This is a genomic window from Actinomyces sp. (genome assembly GCF_030524025.1).
Taxonomy (GTDB): domain Bacteria; phylum Actinomycetota; class Actinomycetes; order Actinomycetales; family Actinomycetaceae; genus Actinomyces.
Genome location: NZ_JAUNHI010000036.1, coordinates 1 through 22,250, shown reverse-complemented (window position 1 = coordinate 22,250; position 22,250 = coordinate 1). Strand labels below are relative to the sequence as shown.

Below are 22,250 nucleotides of genomic sequence, written 5' to 3'. Positions count from 1 at the left end.
ATGTCCCGATCTCGGGGTGTCATATGTCCCGATCTCGCGGTTCGTGGGGCGGGCGGGTCAGGAGCGGCGGTCAGGGGCGAGCGGCGATCAGCTCGGCGGCCACGAGCTCGGCGAGCTCGACGGCGTTGAGGGCGGCGCCCTTGCGCAGGTTGTCCCCGACCGCGAAGAAGTCGATCCCGCGGCCCTCGTCAAAGGCCCCATCGGCCCGCACGCGCCCGACGAAGGTGCCGTCCCGGCCGGCGGCCTTGAGGGGGCTGGGGATCGCGTCGTAGGTGACGCCTGGCGCCGCCTTGAGCAGCTCGATGGCCCGCTCGGGGCTGATCTCGCGGGCGAACTCGGCCGACACGCTCACCCCGTGCCCGGAGAAGACCGGGATGCGCACGCAGGTTCCGGACACGCGCAGCCCCGGGAGGCCCAGGATCCGGCGCGACTCGTTGCGCAGCTTCTGCTCCTCGTCGGTCTCTCCGGAGCCGTCACCCGCGTCGCCGCCCGCCCAGGCGACGGCGTTGAAGGCGATGGTGTCGACGTAGACCTCCGGGTCGGGGAAGGTCACGGCACGGCCGTCGACGCCCAGGCCCTCGATGTCCTGGTCGACGACCGCGCGCACCTGCCCGGCGAGCTCGGCAACGCCGGCGCGCCCGGAACCGGAGACCGCCTGGTAGGTCGAGGCGATGAAGCGCACGAGGCCCGCCTCCTCATCAAGGGCCTTGAGAGCCGGCATGATGGCCATGGTCGTGCAGTTGGGGTTGGCGATGATGCCCTTGGGGCGGTTGGCCAGGTCCTGCGGGTTGACCTCGGAGACGACGAGTGGCACCTCGGGGTCCTTGCGCCAGGCCGAGGAGTTGTCGACGACGACCGCGCCCGCGGCGGCGAACAGCGGGGCGTACTGGCGGCTCGTCGAGGCGCCGGCGGAGAACAGGGCGACGTCGATCCCGGTGAGGTCGGCGGTCGCGACGTCCTCGATCTCGACGGTGGCGCCGCGGAACTCCACGCGGCTCCCGGCGGAGCGGGCCGAGGAGAAGAAGCGGACGGCACGCGCCGGGAAGTCGCGTTCGGCGAGCATCGCGAGCATGACGCGGCCGACCTGGCCGGTGGCGCCGACGACGGCGACGGTGACACCCTCGGCAGGGCCCCGGTACTCGTTGACGGGCTGGCTGGTGGTCTGGTCACTCATCGTCCGGTTCCTCCGTAGACGACCGCCTCGGCGGCCTGGGCGTCGAGGCCGAAGGCGGTGTGGACGGCGCGCACGGCCTCGTCGAGCACGGCGTCGTCGACCACCACCGAGATGCGGATCTCGGAGGTGGAGATCATCTGAATGTTGACCCCGGCGGCGCTCAGCGCTCCGAAGAGCCGGGCCGAGACCCCCGGGTGGGAGCGCATGCCCGCACCGACCAGGGAGAGCTTGCCGATGGAGGGGTTGAAGTCCAGGCTCTGGAAACCCAGCTCCTCGCGCGCCGTCTCAAGGGCCGCGCGGGCGGCCACGGAGTCCCCGTCGGGGCAGGTGAAGGAGATGTTCGTCAGGCCCGTTCCCTCGGCGGAGATGTCCTGGACGATCATGTCGATGTTCGCGTCGGTCCCGGCCACGATCTCGAAGATCCGGGCGGCCGCACCGGGGACGTCGGGGACTCCGACGAGCGTGATCTTGTCCTGGCTGCGGTCGTGCGCGATACCGGAGATGACGGGGGCTTCCACGTGGTCCTCCTTGGCGGAACTGCGGGGGCGGGCGGCGGCCCGGGCGTTGATGGCATGGGTGTGGGCGGCGTCCACCGATCCGGCGTCGGGGGCGGCGGCGCCGGCGGGCGCCACGACTCGTCCGGTGATGGCGTCGACGGCGGGGCCCTGCACGACCGAGTCGGGCCCCGCCGACTCGGGGTCCTCGGCGACGATCTCGTCGAGTGCGGCCGCCGCCATGGGAGGCACGAAGCCGCCCTGGGTCCGCCTCCCATCGTAGATCCAGGTGCCGGTCTTGTCCGAGAACGAGGAGCGCACGTGGATCGGGACCCCGAAGCGGCGGGCGTACTCCACGGCGCGCAGGTGCAGGATCTTGGCGCCGTGCGCAGCGAGCTCGAGGGTCTCCTCGCTGGACAGTGCCTCGATGCGACGGGCGGTGGGCACGATCCGGGGATCGGCGGTGAACAGGCCGTCGACGTCGGTGTAGATCTCGCAGACATCCGCGTTGAGGGCGGCCGCCAGGGCGACGGCGGTCGTGTCGGAGCCGCCGCGGCCCAGGGTCGTGACGTCCTCGACCTCGTTGATCCCCTGGAAGCCGGCGACGATGGCGACGGCGCCGGTCTGGATCGTGCGGGCGATGCGCTCGGGGATGACGCCAACGATGCTGGCCCGGCCGTACTTGGAGTCGGTGAGCACCCCGGCCTGGGCGCCGGTGTAGGCCCGGGCGGGCACGCCCAGCTCGTTGATGGCCATGGCCAGCAGGGCCATCGAGATGCGCTCGCCGGCCGACAGCAGGATGTCCATCTCACGGGCGGGGGCCTGGCTGCTCAGCGCGCCGGCCATGTCGAGCAGGTCGTCGGTCGTGTCACCCATGGCCGACACGACGACGACGACCGTGTTGCCGGCCTCACGCGTGGCCACGACGCGCCGCGCGACCCGGCGCATCGCCTCAATGTCGCTGACGGACGATCCGCCGTACTTCTGCACGACCAATGCCATATGGTGCTGCTCCTCGTATCGGTGGGCGGGGCCACGGGCCGAGGAGGGACCGCTCCACGCCGATCGGTGCGGGCGGGCCCACGACGGCGTGGCTGCGCACAGCATACGGGCTGCCAGGCCCTGCGGCGCACCGAGGTCCGCATCACCGCACCCCGGGGTACTGACAGGCCGGCGTCACCGCAGCGTCGCGCTACGCCGTTGCCGAAGCCGCGGCGGGGACGCCGTCGGAAACGGCCTCGGGACTGCTGCCGGTCCGTGCGGCGGTGCGCCGGGAGCCCGCCTGCAGCCATGTCGGTCAGATTGGGCATGTGCGCATACAGTGAGGGGAACAGGGAGTTGGTCACCGGCTGGCTCACGTTGCTGAGGAAGTAGTCGACGACGGCGCTGTTGTTCGGGGAGGTCTCGAACATGAAGGCCGGTCCGCTCATGCCGCGCGCCTCGAGGTTGACGACGAGCTCGACGTTCTTGTAGTCGGCGAGGTGGTAGGCCATCTCGTTGCGTGCGCCGATCAGGCCGATCTCCTCGGCGTCGGTGATGACCATCTTGAGCGAGTTCTCCGGCTGGCCTCCCGCGACCTGGAGCGCCCGGTCGTGCGCCTCGCGCCTCAGGACGCTGTGGGGCTCGTCGACGAGGCGCTTGATGACGGTCAGGGCGCGCTCGGCGGAGAACTCGGTGGGGCCAGCGGTGCTCGGTGCCGCGGGGGGGCAGAAGGAAGATGCTCAGGCCCGCCACCAGCCCCAGCAGGGCAGCGAGCGGAGCCAGCATGCGCCGGGCGAGAACGGGTACGGACAAACGGTGAAAGGTCATGACAAGGAACCTCAGGACGTCGAGATGAGGTGCTGATCGGTCCAGAGGCCGGAGCCTGCGGCCTCGAGACGAGGGTGGCCGGGGCCCGGGCCCACCGCCACGCGTGGACAAGGACTGCGACGGCGCCCAGGGCCCGAGCACGGGGCAGCTTGTAGCTCGCATGGACCCAGGCTGTCCCGGTGTCCTCGTCGGAACGATCCAGCCAGCCGGTCAGCCCATGTCGGGCCAGCCCGACAACAAACAGTCGGCCTCGACTGCGATCCCTCGCGCGGGGCGCACGCCTCCGGGCCCGCCCAGCCACGGGCACGGTTCCCCATACCGCCAGGCGGTGTGCGCAGGCATCATTGTCCTATGAATGACCTGTCCGCCTCCCCGCCCGGCTCCGCGCGCACCATCCCGTCGGTGGAGGCGACAGCGGCATCCCAGTCCTCGCAGGACGCCGTCGCCCAGCCGACCACGGCCGACCCTCACGAGGCGATCGCTGTGCGGGGCGTGAGCCGCTTCTTCGGCACACACCCCGCCGTCCAGAACCTCGACCTGTCGGTGCCGGCCGGGACCATCACCGGCCTGGTCGGCCCCAACGGCGCGGGCAAGACCACCCTGCTGCTCATGCTCGCCGCCCTCCTGGCCCCTGACAGCGGGACGATCCGCGTGGTCGGACTCGACCCCGTCACCCAGGCCCCCGAGGTCCACCGGACCGTGGGCTGGATGCCGGACGCCTTCGGCACCTGGGACTCCCTGACCTGCACCGAGATCCTCCTGACCTTCGCCGCGGCCCAGGGGCTTCCTCCCGCCGATGCCGCCGTGCGGGCACCACAGACACTGGCGACCGTCCACCTCGAGGACATGGCCCGCGCCCCCGCCCGCGTCCTGTCACGGGGCCAGAAGCAGCGCCTGGGCCTGGCCCGCGCCCTCATCCACACGCCTCGGGTGCTCCTGCTCGACGAGCCGGCAGCGGGAATGGACCCCCGCTCCCGCGCCGACCTGCGCGTGCTTCTCCGGGACCTGGCCTCGGCGGGCACGACCATCCTCGTCTCGAGCCACATCCTGGGCGAGCTCGAGGAGATGGTCGACGGCGTCATCCTCATGGCGCACGGCCGCGCCGTGCCGACCTCCCAGGAGCACTCCACCTCCTCCACCTCCCCGGCACCACTGGGCCCGGTGCCGGTCCGGCAGACCTGGTCGCTGCGCGCCTTGGACCAGGCCGGCCTGGAGCGGTGGGCGCGGGAGGCGGGCCTGACCGTCACCGCCCGGGAGAAAGACGGCCTACGCATCCTGGTCCCCGACGACGCCGAGGCCGCCCGGATTCTGCGCCTGGCCGGCGAGGCCGGGATCAACGTCGTGTCCTTCGCGCCGGTCACCGGCGCGCTGGAGGAGATCTACCTGGCCATGGAGGCAGAGCGCCGATGAGCCTGACCGGAACCCGCACTGTCATGGTGCTCGAGCTGCGCCAGCGCGTGAGGTCCACCCGCTGGCAGATCATGCTCGTCATCTGGGGCGTCGTGCTCACCATCGTCTGTAGCGGCCTGAGTCTTCTCGGCTTCGCGTTGGGGACGACGACGCCGGAGACGTCCCCGTTCATCTACGACCTTCTCGTGTGCTTCATCCTGGGCATCGGACTTGCCGTCGCCCCGACCCTGTCGGCCACCTCGATCAACGGCGACCGGGCCGACGCGACCCTGGCCCTGCTCCAGGCCACCGCACTGCGCCCCGTGGAGATCGCCGTCGGCAAGCTGGCCGCGGCGTGGGCGGCAGCCATGGCCTTCCTCGGTGTCGCCCTGCCCTTCCTCGTCATTCTGACCCTCCTGCGTGGAGCGAGCTGGGCCGCGCTCCTGGCCCATCTGCTCATCCTTGTCGTCAGCCTCGGGGCGGTGTGCGGAGTCGGCCTCGGGTTCTCCGCGGTATGCGCCCGCACCTCCTCCTCGGCCGTGCTCACCTACCTCGTCGTCGCCGCGCTGACCATCGGCACCCCCCTGCTCACGACCATCTCGGCCTTCGTCGTCACCACCCCCCAGACCGAGATCGTCTATGAGATCGAGGACTACTCGGACAGCCACCCGACCTGCACGACGACCCCAATCGAGACCACCCGGCACGTCCAGCGGCCCGACCTCGTGTGGTGGATGCTCCTGCCCAACCCCTTCATCGCCATGGCCGACGTCAGCGGTCGCGCCCCCTTCCCGGTCGAGGACTCTGATGAGTACTCCACCCTGTCGCTGCTCAGCAGCGTGGGACAGCTCATCGACGAGATGCGTACCCCTCAGCCCTCGACGGTCGTCATCGACAGGTGCGATGAGAGCGACGACGGAAAAACGAGCAACGAGGAGTGGGAGAATATCGAGCACCTGGTCTTCTGGCCCGCTGGTCTCGGCTTCCTCCTCCTTCTGGGTGGCGGCGGCACCGCGATCGCGACCCGCCGCCTGCAGACCCCCGCCGGGGCGCTGCCCCGCGGCATCCGCCTGGCATGAGCCCCGAGGCGGCGGGGCGGCGGCGCGCCCTGCTCAGGCCTCATCGACGCGGCGGCGTCCCTCGAAGGCCCGACCCAGGGTGACCTCGTCGGCGTACTCGAGGTCGCTGCCCACGGGCAGCCCCGAGGCCAGGCGCGATACGGGTACCTCCATCGTGCGCAGCATGCGGGTGAGGTAGGCAGCGGTCGCCTCCCCCACGACATCGGGGTCGGTGGCCAGGATGACCTCCTCGACCCCGGCGCCCACCCGGGCGAAGAGCTCGCGGATGCGCAGGTCATCGGGCCCCACCCCGTTGATCGGGTCGATGGCGCCCCCCAGCACGTGGTACAGCCCCCGGTACTCCCGGGTGCGCTCGATGGCCACGACATCCTTGGGCTCCTCGACCACGCAGATGACGCTGCGGTCCCTGCGGGTGTCCCGGCACACGGCACACTGCTCAGCCTCCGCGATGTTGCCGCAGGTCGAGCAGAAACGCACCCGCGCCTTGACCGCCCGCAGCGCCTCGATGAGCCGCTCGACGGAGGCCGAGTCCGCCGCCAGGACGTGGAAGGCCATGCGCTGGGCTGACTTGGGGCCGATGCCGGGCAGCTCGCTGAACTCGTCGATGAGGTCCTGGACGGCGCCTTCGTAGACGGTGGGCACGATCAGCGTCCCTCCTGCGTCACAGTAATCTCCTCCAGGACAGTGGCGCCCAGCAGCCGTTTGACGACCTCCAGACCGACGACGCCGGCCTCCTCGGCATCCTCATCATCCTCGCTGGGCACGTCCTCCTCGAAGCGCGCCGCACCCCGTGCGGGTGCGACCGCCCTCTCCCCCCGGGCGGCGGCACGCGCGGCAGCCTGCGCGGCGGCGACCCGGCCGGCAGCCGGCCCCGGCGTCCACGTGTCCTCCTCGGGCCCATCGGGATCCCCGGGCTCCTCGGGCAGCGGAACACCGTCGGAGAAGGTCGTCGAACCCTCGCGTGAGGCGCCCCGCCCACCGGATGCGTCCCCGGGAGCGGCCGTCGGCAGGTCGGGCAGGGCGCGCAGGCGATGGACCGTGGCCAGCGCGGGCCCGCCCGCCGCGGCACGGTCGGATTCGGGCTCCTCGTGGACGTCCGTGGGCTCCGGGGAGGGCGCTGCCGCGGCCACCGACACCGCCGCCGGGGCCGACGGCGCCTCCGCCCCCGGGGGCACGGGACCTGCGCCCGGCGGAGCAACGGCTGTCACCTCGGGACGGCTCGCCCACGGCCCGGGTGCCTCGGGTGCTCCGGGTGCTCCGGGCGCCCCGAGTCCCCATGAGGTCTCCTGCTCCCCGGGCATCTCCTGTTCCCGGGGGGCTCGGGGCTCCTGCCCGACGGCGGAGGGCGCCGTCTGCGCCGAGCCGGGCGAGCCCGGGGACGCCGCACCCCCGGGACTCCCGTCGAGCACCGCGCCTGAGGCGGGGGAGACGTCCGGGGCTGCGGCGCCGGGAGACGCTGGTCCGGCGGAGGAGGTCGGGGCGGGGTCGGGGTCCTGGGCGGCCAGGGCACGTCGCCTGCCGGGGATGGCGACCTCCCCCCAGCCATCGTCGTCATCGTCGACGGTCTCCTCGGGCGGCGCCGGCATGGGAGCATCCGATTCGGCACGGGAGGCCGGAGGCGACGGCGTCAGACCACCAAGACGCCCCGGGGCCGTCTCGTAGCCCGGTCCCGGAGCACCATCGAGCCCCGGTGCCGCGGCCGCCTCGAACGGCTCCGGGGCGTCCCCCGCAGCGACCGGCCCACCAGCGGGACCCGCCCCGCCGGGCCTGCCGTCCGGCCCCGGGCCACCGGGACCCGCCCCGCCGGGCCTGCCGCCCGGCCCCGGGCCACCGGGACCCGCCGGGCCACCGCCCGGGCCTGCCAGGACGGCGTGGACCTCGAGGTCAAGGCCGAGTGCCTGGTGGAGGGCCGCCGCCAGGATCGGCCCGTGCCCGCCGTTCTCAAAGGCGTTGACCAGGCCCTGCGCCGTGAACAGGACCTCGAAGACGCCGCCGCTGATCGCCCCCGGCTGGGAGTTCGGCCCCACCAGGGCCCATGTCGCCCGACGCGACCGCTTGGCGGCCTCGAGAACCTCCTCCCAGCGGGTGCGAATCATCTCGGCCTCCGCCGCGCCCCCGGCCGGCGGGCCCTCGCGCCTCTGCGTGTCCGGCGCGGCCGGGCCCGGTGTCCCGGGCGCCGGGCCGTCGGGGGCATCGCCCCAGTCGGCCTCCACCCCGGACGGCGCCGACACCGCGGGACCCGGCGAGGACGCGGCCGGACCGGGCACCGAGGACCCCGACGCCGCAGAGCCCTGAACTGCGGGCGCCGGCGCCGCGGGTCCCCTGCCTGACGGAGTGGATTCGGACGGGCCCGCACCGGCTCCGGCGGGCTGTGCCGTCGCCGCCCCTGGGGCCTGCGGGGACACCGCCGGCCGGCCTCGCCGATCCGGCCGCGCACCCGCGCCCCCCGCGGCGACCTGCTCGCCCGGCGGCGTCGTCCCCCCGGCACCGGCGGAACGCTGGGCGATCTGCGCCGCCAGGGCCCGTCCCCGCCCCGGGACCGACGTCGCCCCGTCCGGCGCATAACCCGACCCGGTGGACGCCCCGGCCTCCGAGGAGGTCGCGGGCTCGCCGACACCCCGCCGTTGGACCGGCACGAGGAGGCGCGCCATGAGCAGCTCGAGCTGGAGGCGCGGGGAGGTCGCACCGACCATCTGGCCCAAGGCCTGGGCCGTCATGTCGGCGGCGCGCGACAGGCCCGCGGCTCCCACCGTGCGCGCCTGGACCTCCATCCTGGCGAGCTGGTCGGCGGGCAGTGAGCCGAGCGCCGGACCGGCCTGCGCGCCGGCCAGGGCGATGACGAGCAGGTCGCGCAGCCGCTGGAGGAGGTCCTCGACGAAGCGTCGGGGGTCGTGCCCCGAGGAGACAACGCGCTCCACGACCCGGAAGACCCCCGCGCCATCGGCGGCGGCGATGGCGTCGAGGCACTGGTCGAGCATGGTCGTGTCCGTGTAGCCCAGCAGGGAGACGGCCCGCACATAGTCGACCTCGCCGTCGACGGCCCCGCCGATCAGCTGATCCATGACCGACAGGGTGTCGCGCACCGACCCTCCCCCGGCGCGCACGACCAGCGGGAAGACGCCCGGCCCCACCACGACGCCCTCGGCGCCGCACAGGTGACCGAGGTAGTCCTCCAGCGTGTCCGGAGGCACGAGGCGGAACGGGTAGTGGTGGGTGCGCGAGCGGATCGTGCCGATGACCTTCTCCGGCTCGGTGGTGGCGAAGATGAACTTGACGTGCGCCGGCGGCTCCTCGACGAGCTTGAGCAGGGCGTTGAAACCCTGGGGGGTGACCATGTGGGCCTCGTCGAGGATGAAGATCTTGTAGCGGTCCCTAGCTGGGGCGAAGGAGGCCCGCTCGCGCAGGTCGCGGGCGTCATCGACACCGTTGTGGCTGGCGGCGTCGATCTCAACGACGTCGAGGCTCCCCGGGCCGCCGGTGGCCAGGTCCCGGCACGAGGGGCAGGTGCCGCACGGGGTGTCGGAGGGGAAGCGCTCGCAGTTGAGGCAGCGCGCCAGGATCCTGGCGCTCGTCGTCTTGCCGCAGCCGCGCGGGCCGGAGAAGAGGTAGGCGTGGGTGACGCGGTCCCCGCGCAGCGCCGCCATGAGCGGAGCGGTCACATGCTCCTGCCCGATGACCTCCTGGAAGGTGTCGGGGCGGTAGCGGCGGTACAGGGCGGTGGTCACGGTCCGACTCTAAACGGGGGCGGCGACGGGCACCATCGCCACCCCGTCTGCCGAGTTCGTACCTTCAGCGTCAGGACCGCACTCTTACCGTCCGATCGAGGGACACAAGGTACGAACACGGCGTCGGCCGCCGCGAGGCAAGAGCATCCGCAGGCGCAGGAAGGCAGGGACGCCGGCACACAGCGGCCCGGGCGAGGAAGGACCCCTCGTGCACCCGCCAGAGCCCGCTTACCCTTGCTACCTTCCGGTCCTGGGGGATTCACTGGATGACGCCGCACGAGGGGCCGCCAGGAAGTGTACCCGACGCGAGGGCCGACGGCGCCCCCACGGAGCACAAGGGCGGGTGACCGATGCCACCGCGGGAGACTGGCACCCGGGTGCGCCGGTCCGATATATTCCAGTCCCGTTGCACGCGCTCGACCCGGGTCCGCGCGGCACGCCTGGAGGATTCGCCTAGTGGCCTATGGCGCACGCTTGGAAAGCGTGTTGGGTGCAAGCCCTCGGGGGTTCGAATCCCCCATCCTCCGCCACCAGAACCATTGCCCGACCGCTTCAGTTGCGACCCGCACGCTCCTGACGGGGTCGGCCGCGTGCTCGTTGTCCTTCGCTGTCCAGGTCGCCGCCCAGTGGTGCCCCTGATCCGCACCATCGACCCCGCAACTCCCGCGCCGACGGCCCCACGCGCGCCATCGGCCGTCTTCCCCGGCACCCCCGGTGGGGACAACACCCCATCGCGCCGACCAGCCCGGCCGCGCACGATGAGCGCATGCACACCACGACCCGCGCTCTCGCGATTCCCGCTACCGCCCTTCTCGTCCTTGGACTGGCCGCCTGTGGCGACCAGGTTCCTGTGAGCACCGAGACCAGCACCACCACCTCGTCCTCTGAGGAGACCACCAGCCCCGAGGGCGAGGAGACCACCGGCCCCGACACGAGCACCGACTCTGATGACCTCAACGCCCCCACGGAGGAGACCTCCGTCTTGGACCTCAAGGTCGGCGACTGCTTCACCGCCGCGGCTGAGGCCACGTCCGTCGAGTCCGTGCCGCTCATCGACTGCAACGCCCCGCACCTGTACGAGGTCTACCAGGTCGAGGACCTGACCACGGACTCTCTCCCCAGCTCGACTGAGATCGAGTCCCTCGCCGGCGAGATCTGCACGCCCGCCTTCGAGACCTATGTCGGCATCTCCTACGACTCCTCCATGTACTACACCTCCTACCTCTACCCGACCGCCACGAGCTGGGCGATGGGCGACAGGGCGATCACCTGCGTGCTCACCAGCGGCGACGGCTCTGAGCTGACCGGGAGCGCCGCCGGCACGGCGCAGTGACGCCGTCGGGCGGGCGCCCCTCCGCCCCTGCCCCCTCTGGGCGCGGCCCGGCTCACCGGCTCCACCCCAGGAGTTCCTCCTCTCATCTCTGAGACATCCGGTCGGCGACGGCGCGACACCACGTGGTGTCGCGCCGTCGCCGACCGGATGTCTCAGAGATGAGAGGAGGAACTCCTGGGGTGGAGCCGGTGAGCCGGGCCGCGCCCAGAGGGGGCAGGGGCGGAGGGGCGCCCGCCCGACGGCGTCACTGCGCCGTGCCGGCGGCGCTCCCGGTCAGCTCAGAGCCGTCGCCGCTGGTGAGCACGCAGGTGATCGCCCTGTCGCCCATCGCCCAGCTCGTGGCGGTCGGGTAGAGGTAGGAGGTGTAGTACATGGAGGAGTCGTAGGAGATGCCGACATAGGTCTCGAAGGCGGGCGTGCAGATCTCGCCGGCGAGGGACTCGATCTCAGTCGAGCTGGGGAGAGAGTCCGTGGTCAGGTCCTCGACCTGGTAGACCTCGTACAGGTGCGGGGCGTTGCAGTCGATGAGCGGCACGGACTCGACGGACGTGGCCTCAGCCGCGGCGGTGAAGCAGTCGCCGACCTTGAGGTCCAAGACGGAGGTCTCCTCCGTGGGGGCGTTGAGGTCATCAGAGTCGGTGCTCGTGTCGGGGCCGGTGGTCTCCTCGCCCTCGGGGCTGGTGGTCTCCTCAGAGGACGAGGTGGTGGTGCTGGTCTCGGTGCTCACAGGAACCTGGTCGCCACAGGCGGCCAGTCCAAGGACGAGAAGGGCGGTAGCGGGAATCGCGAGAGCGCGGGTCGTGGTGTGCATGCGCTCATCGTGCGCGGCCGGGCTGGTCGGCGCGATGGGGTGTTGTCCCCACCGGGGGTGCCGGGGAAGACGGCCGATGGCGCGCGTGGGGCCGTCGGCGCGGGAGTTGCGGGGTCGATGGTGCGGATCAGGGGCACCACTGGGCGGCGACCTGGACAGCGAAGGACAACGAGCACGCGGCCGACCCCGTCAGGAGCGTGCGGGTCGCAACTGAAGCGGTCGGGCAATGGTTCTGGTGGCGGAGGATGGGGGATTCGAACCCCCGAGGGCTTGCACCCAACACGCTTTCCAAGCGTGCGCCATAGGCCACTAGGCGAATCCTCCAGGCGTGCCGCGCGGACCCGGGTCGAGCGCGTGCAACGGGACTGGAATATATCGGACCGGCGCACCCGGGTGCCAGTCTCCCGCGGTGGCATCGGTCACCCGCCCTTGTGCTCCGTGGGGGCGCCGTCGGCCCTCGCGTCGGGTACACTTCCTGGCGGCCCCTCGTGCGGCGTCATCCAGTGAATCCCCCAGGACCGGAAGGTAGCAAGGGTAAGCGGGCTCTGGCGGGTGCACGAGGGGTCCTTCCTCGCCCGGGCCGCTGTGTGCCGGCGTCCCTGCCTTCCTGCGCCTGCGGATGCTCTTGCCTCGCGGCGGCCGACGCCGTGTTCGTACCTTGTGTCCCTCGATCGGACGGTAAGAGTGCGGTCCTGACGCTGAAGGTACGAACTCGGCAGACGGGGTGGCGATGGTGCCCGTCGCCGCCCCCGTTTAGAGTCGGACCGTGACCACCGCCCTGTACCGCCGCTACCGCCCCGACACCTTCCAGGAGGTCATCGGGCAGGAGCATGTGACCGCTCCGCTCATGGCGGCGCTGCGCGGGGACCGCGTCACCCACGCCTACCTCTTCTCCGGCCCGCGCGGCTGCGGCAAGACGACGAGCGCCAGGATCCTGGCGCGCTGCCTCAACTGCGAGCGCTTCCCCTCCGACACCCCGTGCGGCACCTGCCCCTCGTGCCGGGACCTGGCCACCGGCGGCCCGGGGAGCCTCGACGTCGTTGAGATCGACGCCGCCAGCCACAACGGTGTCGATGACGCCCGCGACCTGCGCGAGCGGGCCTCCTTCGCCCCAGCTAGGGACCGCTACAAGATCTTCATCCTCGACGAGGCCCACATGGTCACCCCCCAGGGTTTCAACGCCCTGCTCAAGCTCGTCGAGGAGCCGCCGGCGCACGTCAAGTTCATCTTCGCCACCACCGAGCCGGAGAAGGTCATCGGCACGATCCGCTCGCGCACCCACCACTACCCGTTCCGCCTCGTGCCTCCGGACACGCTGGAGGACTACCTCGGTCACCTGTGCGGCGCCGAGGGCGTCGTGGTGGGGCCGGGCGTCTTCCCGCTGGTCGTGCGCGCCGGGGGAGGGTCGGTGCGCGACACCCTGTCGGTCATGGATCAGCTGATCGGCGGGGCCGTCGACGGCGAGGTCGACTATGTGCGGGCCGTCTCCCTGCTGGGCTACACGGACACGACCATGCTCGACCAGTGCCTCGACGCCATCGCCGCCGCCGATGGCGCGGGGGTCTTCCGGGTCGTGGAGCGCGTTGTCTCCTCGGGGCACGACCCCCGACGCTTCGTCGAGGACCTCCTCCAGCGGCTGCGCGACCTGCTCGTCATCGCCCTGGCCGGCGCGCAGGCCGGTCCGGCGCTCGGCTCACTGCCCGCCGACCAGCTCGCCAGGATGGAGGTCCAGGCGCGCACGGTGGGAGCCGCGGGCCTGTCGCGCGCCGCCGACATGACGGCCCAGGCCTTGGGCCAGATGGTCGGTGCGACCTCCCCGCGCCTCCAGCTCGAGCTGCTCATGGCGCGCCTCCTCGTGCCGGTCCAACGGCGGGGTGTCGGCGAGCCCGCGACCTCCTCGGAGGCCGGGGCGTCCACCGGGTCGGGTTATGCGCCGGACGGGGCGACGTCGGTCCCGGGGCGGGGACGGGCCCTGGCGGCGCAGATCGCCCAGCGTTCCGCCGGTGCCGGGGGGACGACGCCGCCGGGCGAGCAGGTCGCCGCGGGGGGCGCGGGTGCGCGGCCGGATCGGCGAGGCCGGCCGGCGGTGTCCCCGCAGGCCCCAGGGGCGGCGACGGCACAGCCCGCCGGAGCCGGTGCGGGCCCGTCCGAATCCACTCCGTCAGGCAGGGGACCCGCGGCGCCGGCGCCCGCAGTTCAGGGCTCTGCGGCGTCGGGGTCCTCGGTGCCCGGTCCGGCCGCGTCCTCGCCGGGTCCCGCGGTGTCGGCGCCGTCCGGGGTGGAGGCCGACTGGGGCGATGCCCCCGACGGCCCGGCGCCCGGGACACCGGGCCCGGCCGCGCCGGACACGCAGAGGCGCGAGGGCCCGCCGGCCGGGGGCGCGGCGGAGGCCGAGATGATTCGCACCCGCTGGGAGGAGGTTCTCGAGGCCGCCAAGCGGTCGCGTCGGGCGACATGGGCCCTGGTGGGGCCGAACTCCCAGCCGGGGGCGATCAGCGGCGGCGTCTTCGAGGTCCTGTTCACGGCGCAGGGCCTGGTCAACGCCTTTGAGAACGGCGGGCACGGGCCGATCCTGGCGGCGGCCCTCCACCAGGCACTCGGCCTTGACCTCGAGGTCCACGCCGTCCTGGCAGGCCCGGGCGGTGGCCCGGCGGGTCCCGGTGGCCCGGGGCCGGGCGGCAGGCCCGGCGGGGCGGGTCCCGGTGGCCCGGGGCCGGACGGCAGGCCCGGCGGGGCGGGTCCCGCTGGTGGGCCGGTCGCTGCGGGGGACGCCCCGGAGCCGTTCGAGGCGGCCGCGGCACCGGGGCTCGATGGTGCTCCGGGACCGGGCTACGAGACGGCCCCGGGGCGTCTTGGTGGTCTGACGCCGTCGCCTCCGGCCTCCCGTGCCGAATCGGATGCTCCCATGCCGGCGCCGCCCGAGGAGACCGTCGACGATGACGACGATGGCTGGGGGGAGGTCGCCATCCCCGGCAGGCGACGTGCCCTGGCCGCCCAGGACCCCGACCCCGCCCCGACCTCCTCCGCCGGACCAGCGTCTCCCGGCGCCGCAGCCCCGGACGTCTCCCCCGCCTCAGGCGCGGTGCTCGACGGGAGTCCCGGGGGTGCGGCGTCCCCGGGCTCGCCCGGCTCGGCGCAGACGGCGCCCTCCGCCGTCGGGCAGGAGCCCCGAGCCCCCCGGGAACAGGAGATGCCCGGGGAGCAGGAGACCTCATGGGGACTCGGGGCGCCCGGAGCACCCGGAGCACCCGAGGCACCCGGGCCGTGGGCGAGCCGTCCCGAGGTGACAGCCGTTGCTCCGCCGGGCGCAGGTCCCGTGCCCCCGGGGGCGGAGGCGCCGTCGGCCCCGGCGGCGGTGTCGGTGGCCGCGGCAGCGCCCTCCCCGGAGCCCACGGACGTCCACGAGGAGCCCGAATCCGACCGTGCCGCGGCGGGCGGGCCCGCGCTGGCCACGGTCCATCGCCTGCGCGCCCTGCCCGACCTGCCGACGGCCGCTCCCGGGGACGCATCCGGTGGGCGGGGCGCCTCACGCGAGGGTTCGACGACCTTCTCCGACGGTGTTCCGCTGCCCGAGGAGCCCGGGGATCCCGATGGGCCCGAGGAGGACACGTGGACGCCGGGGCCGGCTGCCGGCCGGGTCGCCGCCGCGCAGGCTGCCGCGCGTGCCGCCGCCCGGGGGGAGAGGGCGGTCGCACCCGCACGGGGTGCGGCGCGCTTCGAGGAGGACGTGCCCAGCGAGGATGATGAGGATGCCGAGGAGGCCGGCGTCGTCGGTCTGGAGGTCGTCAAACGGCTGCTGGGCGCCACTGTCCTGGAGGAGATTACTGTGACGCAGGAGGGACGCTGATCGTGCCCACCGTCTACGAAGGCGCCGTCCAGGACCTCATCGACGAGTTCAGCGAGCTGCCCGGCATCGGCCCCAAGTCAGCCCAGCGCATGGCCTTCCACGTCCTGGCGGCGGACTCGGCCTCCGTCGAGCGGCTCATCGAGGCGCTGCGGGCGGTCAAGGCGCGGGTGCGTTTCTGCTCGACCTGCGGCAACATCGCGGAGGCTGAGCAGTGTGCCGTGTGCCGGGACACCCGCAGGGACCGCAGCGTCATCTGCGTGGTCGAGGAGCCCAAGGATGTCGTGGCCATCGAGCGCACCCGGGAGTACCGGGGGCTGTACCACGTGCTGGGGGGCGCCATCGACCCGATCAACGGGGTGGGGCCCGATGACCTGCGCATCCGCGAGCTCTTCGCCCGGGTGGGCGCCGGGGTCGAGGAGGTCATCCTGGCCACCGACCCCGATGTCGTGGGGGAGGCGACCGCTGCCTACCTCACCCGCATGCTGCGCACGATGGAGGTACCCGTATCGCGCCTGGCCTCGGGGCTGCCCGTGGGCAGCGACCTCGAGTACGCCGACGAGGTCACCCTGGGTCGGGCCTTCGAGGGACGCCGCCGCGTCGATGAGGCCTGAGCAGGGCGCGCCGCCGCCCCGCCGCCTCGGGGCTCATGCCAGGCGGATGCCGCGGGGCAGCGCCCCGGCGGGGGTCTGCAGGCGGCGGGTCGCGATCGCGGTGCCGCCGCCACCCAGAAGGAGGAGGAAGCCGAGACCAGCGGGCCAGAAGACCAGGTGCTCGATATTCTCCCACTCCTCGTTGCTCGTTTTTCCGTCGTCGCTCTCATCGCACCTGTCGATGACGACCGTCGAGGGCTGAGGGGTACGCATCTCGTCGATGAGCTGTCCCACGCTGCTGAGCAGCGACAGGGTGGAGTACTCATCAGAGTCCTCGACCGGGAAGGGGGCGCGACCGCTGACGTCGGCCATGGCGATGAAGGGGTTGGGCAGGAGCATCCACCACACGAGGTCGGGCCGCTGGACGTGCCGGGTGGTCTCGATTGGGGTCGTCGTGCAGGTCGGGTGGCTGTCCGAGTAGTCCTCGATCTCATAGACGATCTCGGTCTGGGGGGTGGTGACGACGAAGGCCGAGATGGTCGTGAGCAGGGGGGTGCCGATGGTCAGCGCGGCGACGACGAGGTAGGTGAGCACGGCCGAGGAGGAGGTGCGGGCGCATACCGCGGAGAACCCGAGGCCGACTCCGCACACCGCCCCGAGGCTGACGACAAGGATGAGCAGATGGGCCAGGAGCGCGGCCCAGCTCGCTCCACGCAGGAGGGTCAGAATGACGAGGAAGGGCAGGGCGACACCGAGGAAGGCCATGGCTGCCGCCCACGCCGCGGCCAGCTTGCCGACGGCGATCTCCACGGGGCGCAGTGCGGTGGCCTGGAGCAGGGCCAGGGTCGCGTCGGCCCGGTCGCCGTTGATCGAGGTGGCCGACAGGGTCGGGGCGACGGCAAGTCCGATGCCCAGGATGAAGCACACGAGAAGGTCGTAGATGAACGGGGACGTCTCCGGCGTCGTCGTCCCCAACGCGAAGCCGAGAAGACTCAGGCCGCTACAGACGATGGTGAGCACGACGCCCCAGATGACGAGCATGATCTGCCAGCGGGTGGACCTCACGCGCTGGCGCAGCTCGAGCACCATGACAGTGCGGGTTCCGGTCAGGCTCATCGGCGCTCTGCCTCCATGGCCAGGTAGATCTCCTCCAGCGCGCCGGTGACCGGCGCGAAGGACACGACGTTGATCCCGGCCTCGCCGGCCAGGCGCAGAATCCGGGCGGCCTCGGCGTCGTCGGGGACCAGGATGCGTAGGCCGTCTTTCTCCCGGGCGGTGACGGTCAGGCCCGCCTCCCGCGCCCACCGCTCCAGGCCGGCCTGGTCCAAGGCGCGCAGCGACCAGGTCTGCCGGACCGGCACCGGGCCCAGTGGTGCCGGGGAGGTGGAGGAGGTGGAGTGCTCCTGGGAGGTCGGCACGGCGCGGCCGTGCGCCATGAGGATGACGCCGTCGACCATCTCCTCGAGCTCGCCCAGGATGTGGCTCGAGACGAGGATGGTCGTGCCCGCCGAGGCCAGGTCCCGGAGAAGCACGCGCAGGTCGGCGCGGGAGCGGGGGTCCATTCCCGCTGCCGGCTCGTCGAGCAGGAGCACCCGAGGCGTGTGGATGAGGGCGCGGGCCAGGCCCAGGCGCTGCTTCTGGCCCCGTGACAGGACGCGGGCGGGGGCGCGGGCCATGTCCTCGAGGTGGACGGTCGCCAGTGTCTGTGGTGCCCGCACGGCGGCATCGGCGGGAGGAAGCCCCTGGGCCGCGGCGAAGGTCAGGAGGATCTCGGTGCAGGTCAGGGAGTCCCAGGTGCCGAAGGCGTCCGGCATCCAGCCCACGGTCCGGTGGACCTCGGGGGCCTGGGTGACGGGGTCGAGTCCGACCACGCGGATCGTCCCGCTGTCAGGGGCCAGGAGGGCGGCGAGCATGAGCAGCAGGGTGGTCTTGCCCGCGCCGTTGGGGCCGACCAGGCCGGTGATGGTCCCGGCCGGCACCGACAGGTCGAGGTTCTGGACGGCGGGGTGTGTGCCGAAGAAGCGGCTCACGCCCCGCACAGCGATCGCCTCGTGAGGGTCGGCCGTGGTCGGCTGGGCGACGGCGTCCTGCGAGGACTGGGATGCCGCTGTCGCCTCCACCGACGGGATGGTGCGCGCGGAGCCGGGCGGGGAGGCGGACAGGTCATTCATAGGACAATGATGCCTGCGCACACCGCCTGGCGGTATGGGGAACCGTGCCCGTGGCTGGGCGGGCCCGGAGGCGTGCGCCCCGCGCGAGGGATCGCAGTCGAGGCCGACTGTTTGTTGTCGGGCTGGCCCGACATGGGCTGACCGGCTGGCTGGATCGTTCCGACGAGGACACCGGGACAGCCTGGGTCCATGCGAGCTACAAGCTGCCCCGTGCTCGGGCCCTGGGCGCCGTCGCAGTCCTTGTCCACGCGTGGCGGTGGGCCCGGGCCCCGGCCACCCTCGTCTCGAGGCCGCAGGCTCCGGCCTCTGGACCGATCAGCACCTCATCTCGACGTCCTGAGGTTCCTTGTCATGACCTTTCACCGTTTGTCCGTACCCGTTCTCGCCCGGCGCATGCTGGCTCCGCTCGCTGCCCTGCTGGGGCTGGTGGCGGGCCTGAGCATCTTCCTTCTGCCCCCCCGCGGCACCGAGCACCGCTGGCCCCACCGAGTTCTCCGCCGAGCGCGCCCTGACCGTCATCAAGCGCCTCGTCGACGAGCCCCACAGCGTCCTGAGGCGCGAGGCGCACGACCGGGCGCTCCAGGTCGCGGGAGGCCAGCCGGAGAACTCGCTCAAGATGGTCATCACCGACGCCGAGGAGATCGGCCTGATCGGCGCACGCAACGAGATGGCCTACCACCTCGCCGACTACAAGAACGTCGAGCTCGTCGTCAACCTCGAGGCGCGCGGCATGAGCGGACCGGCCTTCATGTTCGAGACCTCCCCGAACAACAGCGCCGTCGTCGACTACTTCCTCAGCAACGTGAGCCAGCCGGTGACCAACTCCCTGTTCCCCTCACTGTATGCGCACATGCCCAATCTGACCGACATGGCTGCAGGCGGGCTCCCGGCGCACCGCCGCACGGACCGGCAGCAGTCCCGAGGCCGTTTCCGACGGCGTCCCCGCCGCGGCTTCGGCAACGGCGTAGCGCGACGCTGCGGTGACGCCGGCCTGTCAGTACCCCGGGGTGCGGTGATGCGGACCTCGGTGCGCCGCAGGGCCTGGCAGCCCGTATGCTGTGCGCAGCCACGCCGTCGTGGGCCCGCCCGCACCGATCGGCGTGGAGCGGTCCCTCCTCGGCCCGTGGCCCCGCCCACCGATACGAGGAGCAGCACCATATGGCATTGGTCGTGCAGAAGTACGGCGGATCGTCCGTCAGCGACATTGAGGCGATGCGCCGGGTCGCGCGGCGCGTCGTGGCCACGCGTGAGGCCGGCAACACGGTCGTCGTCGTCGTGTCGGCCATGGGTGACACGACCGACGACCTGCTCGACATGGCCGGCGCGCTGAGCAGCCAGGCCCCCGCCCGTGAGATGGACATCCTGCTGTCGGCCGGCGAGCGCATCTCGATGGCCCTGCTGGCCATGGCCATCAACGAGCTGGGCGTGCCCGCCCGGGCCTACACCGGCGCCCAGGCCGGGGTGCTCACCGACTCCAAGTACGGCCGGGCCAGCATCGTTGGCGTCATCCCCGAGCGCATCGCCCGCACGATCCAGACCGGCGCCGTCGCCATCGTCGCCGGCTTCCAGGGGATCAACGAGGTCGAGGACGTCACGACCCTGGGCCGCGGCGGCTCCGACACGACCGCCGTCGCCCTGGCGGCCGCCCTCAACGCGGATGTCTGCGAGATCTACACCGACGTCGACGGCCTGTTCACCGCCGATCCCCGGATCGTGCCCACCGCCCGTCGCATCGAGGCACTGTCCAGCGAGGAGACCCTCGAGCTCGCTGCGCACGGCGCCAAGATCCTGCACCTGCGCGCCGTGGAGTACGCCCGCCGCTTCGGGGTCCCGATCCACGTGCGCTCCTCGTTCTCGGACAAGACCGGCACCTGGATCTACGATGGGAGGCGGACCCAGGGCGGCTTCGTGCCTCCCATGGCGGCGGCCGCACTCGACGAGATCGTCGCCGAGGACCCCGAGTCGGCGGGGCCCGACTCGGTCGTGCAGGGCCCCGCCGTCGACGCCATCACCGGACGAGTCGTGGCGCCCGCCGGCGCCGCCGCCCCCGACGCCGGATCGGTGGACGCCGCCCACACCCATGCCATCAACGCCCGGGCCGCCGCCCGCCCCCGCAGTTCCGCCAAGGAGGACCACGTGGAAGCCCCCGTCATCTCCGGTATCGCGCACGACCGCAGCCAGGACAAGATCACGCTCGTCGGAGTCCCCGACGTCCCCGGTGCGGCCGCCCGGATCTTCGAGATCGTGGCCGGGACCGACGCGAACATCGACATGATCGTCCAGGACATCTCCGCCGAGGGAACGGGCCTGACGAACATCTCCTTCACCTGCCCCGACGGGGACTCCGTGGCCGCCCGCGCGGCCCTTGAGACGGCGCGCGAGGAGCTGGGTTTCCAGAGCCTGGACTTCAACCCCTCCATCGGCAAGCTCTCCCTGGTCGGTGCGGGCATGCGCTCCCACCCGGGGGTCTCGGCCCGGCTCTTCGGAGCGCTGAGCGCCGCCGGGGTCAACATTCAGATGATCTCCACCTCCGAGATCCGCATCTCGGTGGTGGTCGACGACGCCGTGCTCGACGAGGCCGTGCGCGCCGTCCACACCGCCTTCGGCCTCGACGCCCAGGCCGCCGAGGCGGTCGTCTACGGAGGAACCGGACGATGAGTGACCAGACCACCAGCCAGCCCGTCAACGAGTACCGGGGCCCTGCCGAGGGTGTCACCGTCGCCGTCGTCGGCGCCACCGGCCAGGTCGGCCGCGTCATGCTCGCGATGCTCGCCGAACGCGACTTCCCGGCGCGTGCCGTCCGCTTCTTCTCCTCGGCCCGCTCCGCCGGGAGCCGCGTGGAGTTCCGCGGCGCCACCGTCGAGATCGAGGACGTCGCGACCGCCGACCTCACCGGGATCGACGTCGCCCTGTTCTCCGCCGGCGCCTCGACGAGCCGCCAGTACGCCCCGCTGTTCGCCGCCGCGGGCGCGGTCGTCGTCGACAACTCCTCGGCCTGGCGCAAGGACCCCGAGGTGCCACTCGTCGTCTCCGAGGTCAACCCGCAGGACCTGGCCAACCGCCCCAAGGGCATCATCGCCAACCCCAACTGCACGACCATGGCCATCATGCCGGCTCTCAAGGCCCTTGATGAGGAGGCGGGCCTCGTGCGCTTCATCGCCTCGACCTACCAGGCGGTCTCCGGTTCCGGGCGCGCCGGCGTTGCCGAGCTCGCCGGGCAGGTGCGCGCGGTCGTCGACCAGGACATCGAGGGCCTGGGCGTCGACGGCCGTGCCGTGACCTTCCCCGACCCGGAGGTCTACGTCGACACCATCGCCTTCAACGCCGTCGCCTGGGCGGGCGGCGACGCGGGTGACGGCTCCGGAGAGACCGACGAGGAGCAGAAGCTGCGCAACGAGTCGCGCCGGATCCTGGGCCTCCCGGGGCTGCGCGTGTCCGGAACCTGCGTGCGCATCCCGGTCTTCTCCGGGCACGGGGTGAGCGTGTCGGCCGAGTTCGCCCGCGAGATCAGCCCCGAGCGGGCCATCGAGCTGCTCAAGGCGGCGCCAGGCGTCACCTACGACGCGATCCCCAGCCCCCTCAAGGCCGCCGGCCGGGACGGCACCTTCGTCGGGCGCGTGCGGGCCGATGGGGCCTTTGACGAGGGCCGCGGGATCGACTTCTTCGCGGTCGGGGACAACCTGCGCAAGGGCGCCGCCCTCAACGCCGTCGAGCTCGCCGAGCTCGTGGCCGCCGAGCTGATCGCCGCTCGCCCCTGACCGCCGCTCCTGACCCGCCCGCCCCACGAACCGCGAGATCGGGACATATGACACCCCGAGATCGGGACAT

Annotated in this window: 14 protein-coding genes, 2 tRNA genes, 2 other RNA genes and 2 pseudogenes; 10 read left to right on the top strand and 10 right to left on the bottom strand. The window is 72.6% G+C overall.

Annotation, left to right across the window (positions count from 1 at the left end; all coding sequences use genetic code 11):
- Window positions 1-70: 70 nt before the first annotated feature.
- The 3 genes and pseudogenes from Q4C85_RS10675 to Q4C85_RS10665 form a co-directional block, all read right to left on the bottom strand.
- Window positions 71-1,174, bottom strand: coding sequence for an aspartate-semialdehyde dehydrogenase (locus Q4C85_RS10675; RefSeq protein WP_303141942.1), 1,104 nt, complete (start codon window positions 1,172-1,174; stop codon window positions 71-73).
- On the bottom strand, window positions 1,171-2,670 hold the full coding sequence (locus Q4C85_RS10670; RefSeq protein ID WP_303141944.1) for an aspartate kinase: 1,500 nt from the start codon (window positions 2,668-2,670) through the stop codon (window positions 1,171-1,173). Before Q4C85_RS10670 ends, Q4C85_RS10675 begins: the two co-directional genes overlap by 4 nt.
- 377 nt (window positions 2,671-3,047) lie before the next feature.
- A pseudogene (locus Q4C85_RS10665) lies at window positions 3,048-3,212 on the bottom strand (M28 family peptidase); the annotation flags it as partial.
- Between the two features lie 616 nt (window positions 3,213-3,828).
- Here Q4C85_RS10665 and Q4C85_RS10660 point away from each other — a divergent pair.
- The gene (locus Q4C85_RS10660) at window positions 3,829-4,887 is read left to right on the top strand and encodes an ABC transporter ATP-binding protein (protein WP_303141945.1); all 1,059 of its coding nucleotides are present in this window, start codon (window positions 3,829-3,831) and stop codon (window positions 4,885-4,887) included.
- Window positions 4,884-5,945, top strand: a complete 1,062-nt coding sequence (locus Q4C85_RS10655) for an ABC transporter permease (RefSeq protein ID WP_303141946.1) — start codon at window positions 4,884-4,886, stop codon at window positions 5,943-5,945. Before Q4C85_RS10660 ends, Q4C85_RS10655 begins: the two co-directional genes overlap by 4 nt.
- Window positions 5,946-5,978: 33 nt before the next feature.
- Here Q4C85_RS10655 and recR (Q4C85_RS10650) read toward each other — a convergent pair whose 3' ends face one another.
- The 3 genes from recR (Q4C85_RS10650) to ffs (Q4C85_RS10640) all read right to left on the bottom strand — a co-directional run bounded on the left by recR (Q4C85_RS10650) (window position 5,979) and on the right by ffs (Q4C85_RS10640) (window position 9,959).
- Window positions 5,979-6,587, bottom strand: a complete 609-nt coding sequence (recR, locus tag Q4C85_RS10650; RefSeq protein ID WP_303141948.1) for a recombination mediator RecR — start codon at window positions 6,585-6,587, stop codon at window positions 5,979-5,981.
- A gap of 2 nt (window positions 6,588-6,589) precedes the next feature.
- Window positions 6,590-9,670, bottom strand: coding sequence for a DNA polymerase III subunit gamma and tau (locus tag Q4C85_RS10645; protein ID WP_303141950.1), 3,081 nt, complete (start codon window positions 9,668-9,670; stop codon window positions 6,590-6,592).
- Window positions 9,671-9,864: 194 nt separating this feature from the next.
- Window positions 9,865-9,959, bottom strand: an RNA gene (ffs, locus tag Q4C85_RS10640) — signal recognition particle sRNA small type.
- 153 nt (window positions 9,960-10,112) lie between these two features.
- Here ffs (Q4C85_RS10640) and Q4C85_RS10635 point away from each other — a divergent pair.
- Window positions 10,113-10,200 (top strand) — tRNA-Ser (locus Q4C85_RS10635).
- 236 nt (window positions 10,201-10,436) lie between these two features.
- The gene (locus Q4C85_RS10630; RefSeq protein ID WP_303141952.1) at window positions 10,437-11,003 is read left to right on the top strand and encodes a septum formation family protein; all 567 of its coding nucleotides are present in this window, start codon (window positions 10,437-10,439) and stop codon (window positions 11,001-11,003) included.
- A 244-nt stretch (window positions 11,004-11,247) separates the two neighbouring features.
- On the opposite strand, the gene Q4C85_RS10625 is transcribed toward Q4C85_RS10630, so the two are convergent.
- The gene (locus Q4C85_RS10625; protein ID WP_303141952.1) at window positions 11,248-11,814 is read right to left on the bottom strand and encodes a septum formation family protein; all 567 of its coding nucleotides are present in this window, start codon (window positions 11,812-11,814) and stop codon (window positions 11,248-11,250) included.
- 236 nt (window positions 11,815-12,050) lie between these two features.
- Window positions 12,051-12,138, bottom strand: a tRNA-Ser gene (locus tag Q4C85_RS10620).
- Between the two features lie 153 nt (window positions 12,139-12,291).
- On the opposite strand from Q4C85_RS10620, the gene ffs (Q4C85_RS10615) reads away from it, so the two are divergent.
- From ffs (Q4C85_RS10615) to recR (Q4C85_RS10605), 3 genes are all read left to right on the top strand, one after another.
- Window positions 12,292-12,386, top strand: an RNA gene (ffs, locus tag Q4C85_RS10615) — signal recognition particle sRNA small type.
- A 194-nt stretch (window positions 12,387-12,580) separates the two neighbouring features.
- Window positions 12,581-15,661, top strand: coding sequence for a DNA polymerase III subunit gamma and tau (locus tag Q4C85_RS10610; RefSeq protein ID WP_303141950.1), 3,081 nt, complete (start codon window positions 12,581-12,583; stop codon window positions 15,659-15,661).
- A gap of 2 nt (window positions 15,662-15,663) precedes the next feature.
- Entirely contained in the window at window positions 15,664-16,272 is a 609-nt protein-coding gene (gene recR, locus Q4C85_RS10605) for a recombination mediator RecR (protein ID WP_303141948.1), read from the top strand.
- 33 nt (window positions 16,273-16,305) lie between these two features.
- Here recR (Q4C85_RS10605) and Q4C85_RS10600 read toward each other — a convergent pair whose 3' ends face one another.
- Both Q4C85_RS10600 and Q4C85_RS10595 read right to left on the bottom strand, forming a co-directional pair.
- Complete coding sequence (locus tag Q4C85_RS10600; protein ID WP_303141946.1) at window positions 16,306-17,367, bottom strand: ABC transporter permease; 1,062 nt, start codon at window positions 17,365-17,367, stop codon at window positions 16,306-16,308.
- Window positions 17,364-18,422, bottom strand: a complete 1,059-nt coding sequence (locus Q4C85_RS10595; RefSeq protein WP_303141945.1) for an ABC transporter ATP-binding protein — start codon at window positions 18,420-18,422, stop codon at window positions 17,364-17,366. The genes Q4C85_RS10600 and Q4C85_RS10595 overlap by 4 nt, the downstream gene beginning before the upstream one ends.
- A gap of 616 nt (window positions 18,423-19,038) precedes the next feature.
- Between Q4C85_RS10595 and Q4C85_RS10590 the strand changes: the two are divergent.
- The 3 genes and pseudogenes from Q4C85_RS10590 to Q4C85_RS10580 form a co-directional block, all read left to right on the top strand.
- Window positions 19,039-19,203 (top strand): annotated as a pseudogene (locus Q4C85_RS10590) (M28 family peptidase); the annotation flags it as partial.
- Between the two features lie 377 nt (window positions 19,204-19,580).
- Window positions 19,581-21,080, top strand: a complete 1,500-nt coding sequence (locus Q4C85_RS10585; RefSeq protein ID WP_303141944.1) for an aspartate kinase — start codon at window positions 19,581-19,583, stop codon at window positions 21,078-21,080.
- Window positions 21,077-22,180 (top strand): aspartate-semialdehyde dehydrogenase, encoded by a 1,104-nt coding sequence (locus Q4C85_RS10580; RefSeq protein WP_303141942.1) that lies wholly within the window; start codon window positions 21,077-21,079, stop codon window positions 22,178-22,180. Before Q4C85_RS10585 ends, Q4C85_RS10580 begins: the two co-directional genes overlap by 4 nt.
- The last annotated feature ends 70 nt before the right edge of the window (window positions 22,181-22,250 follow it).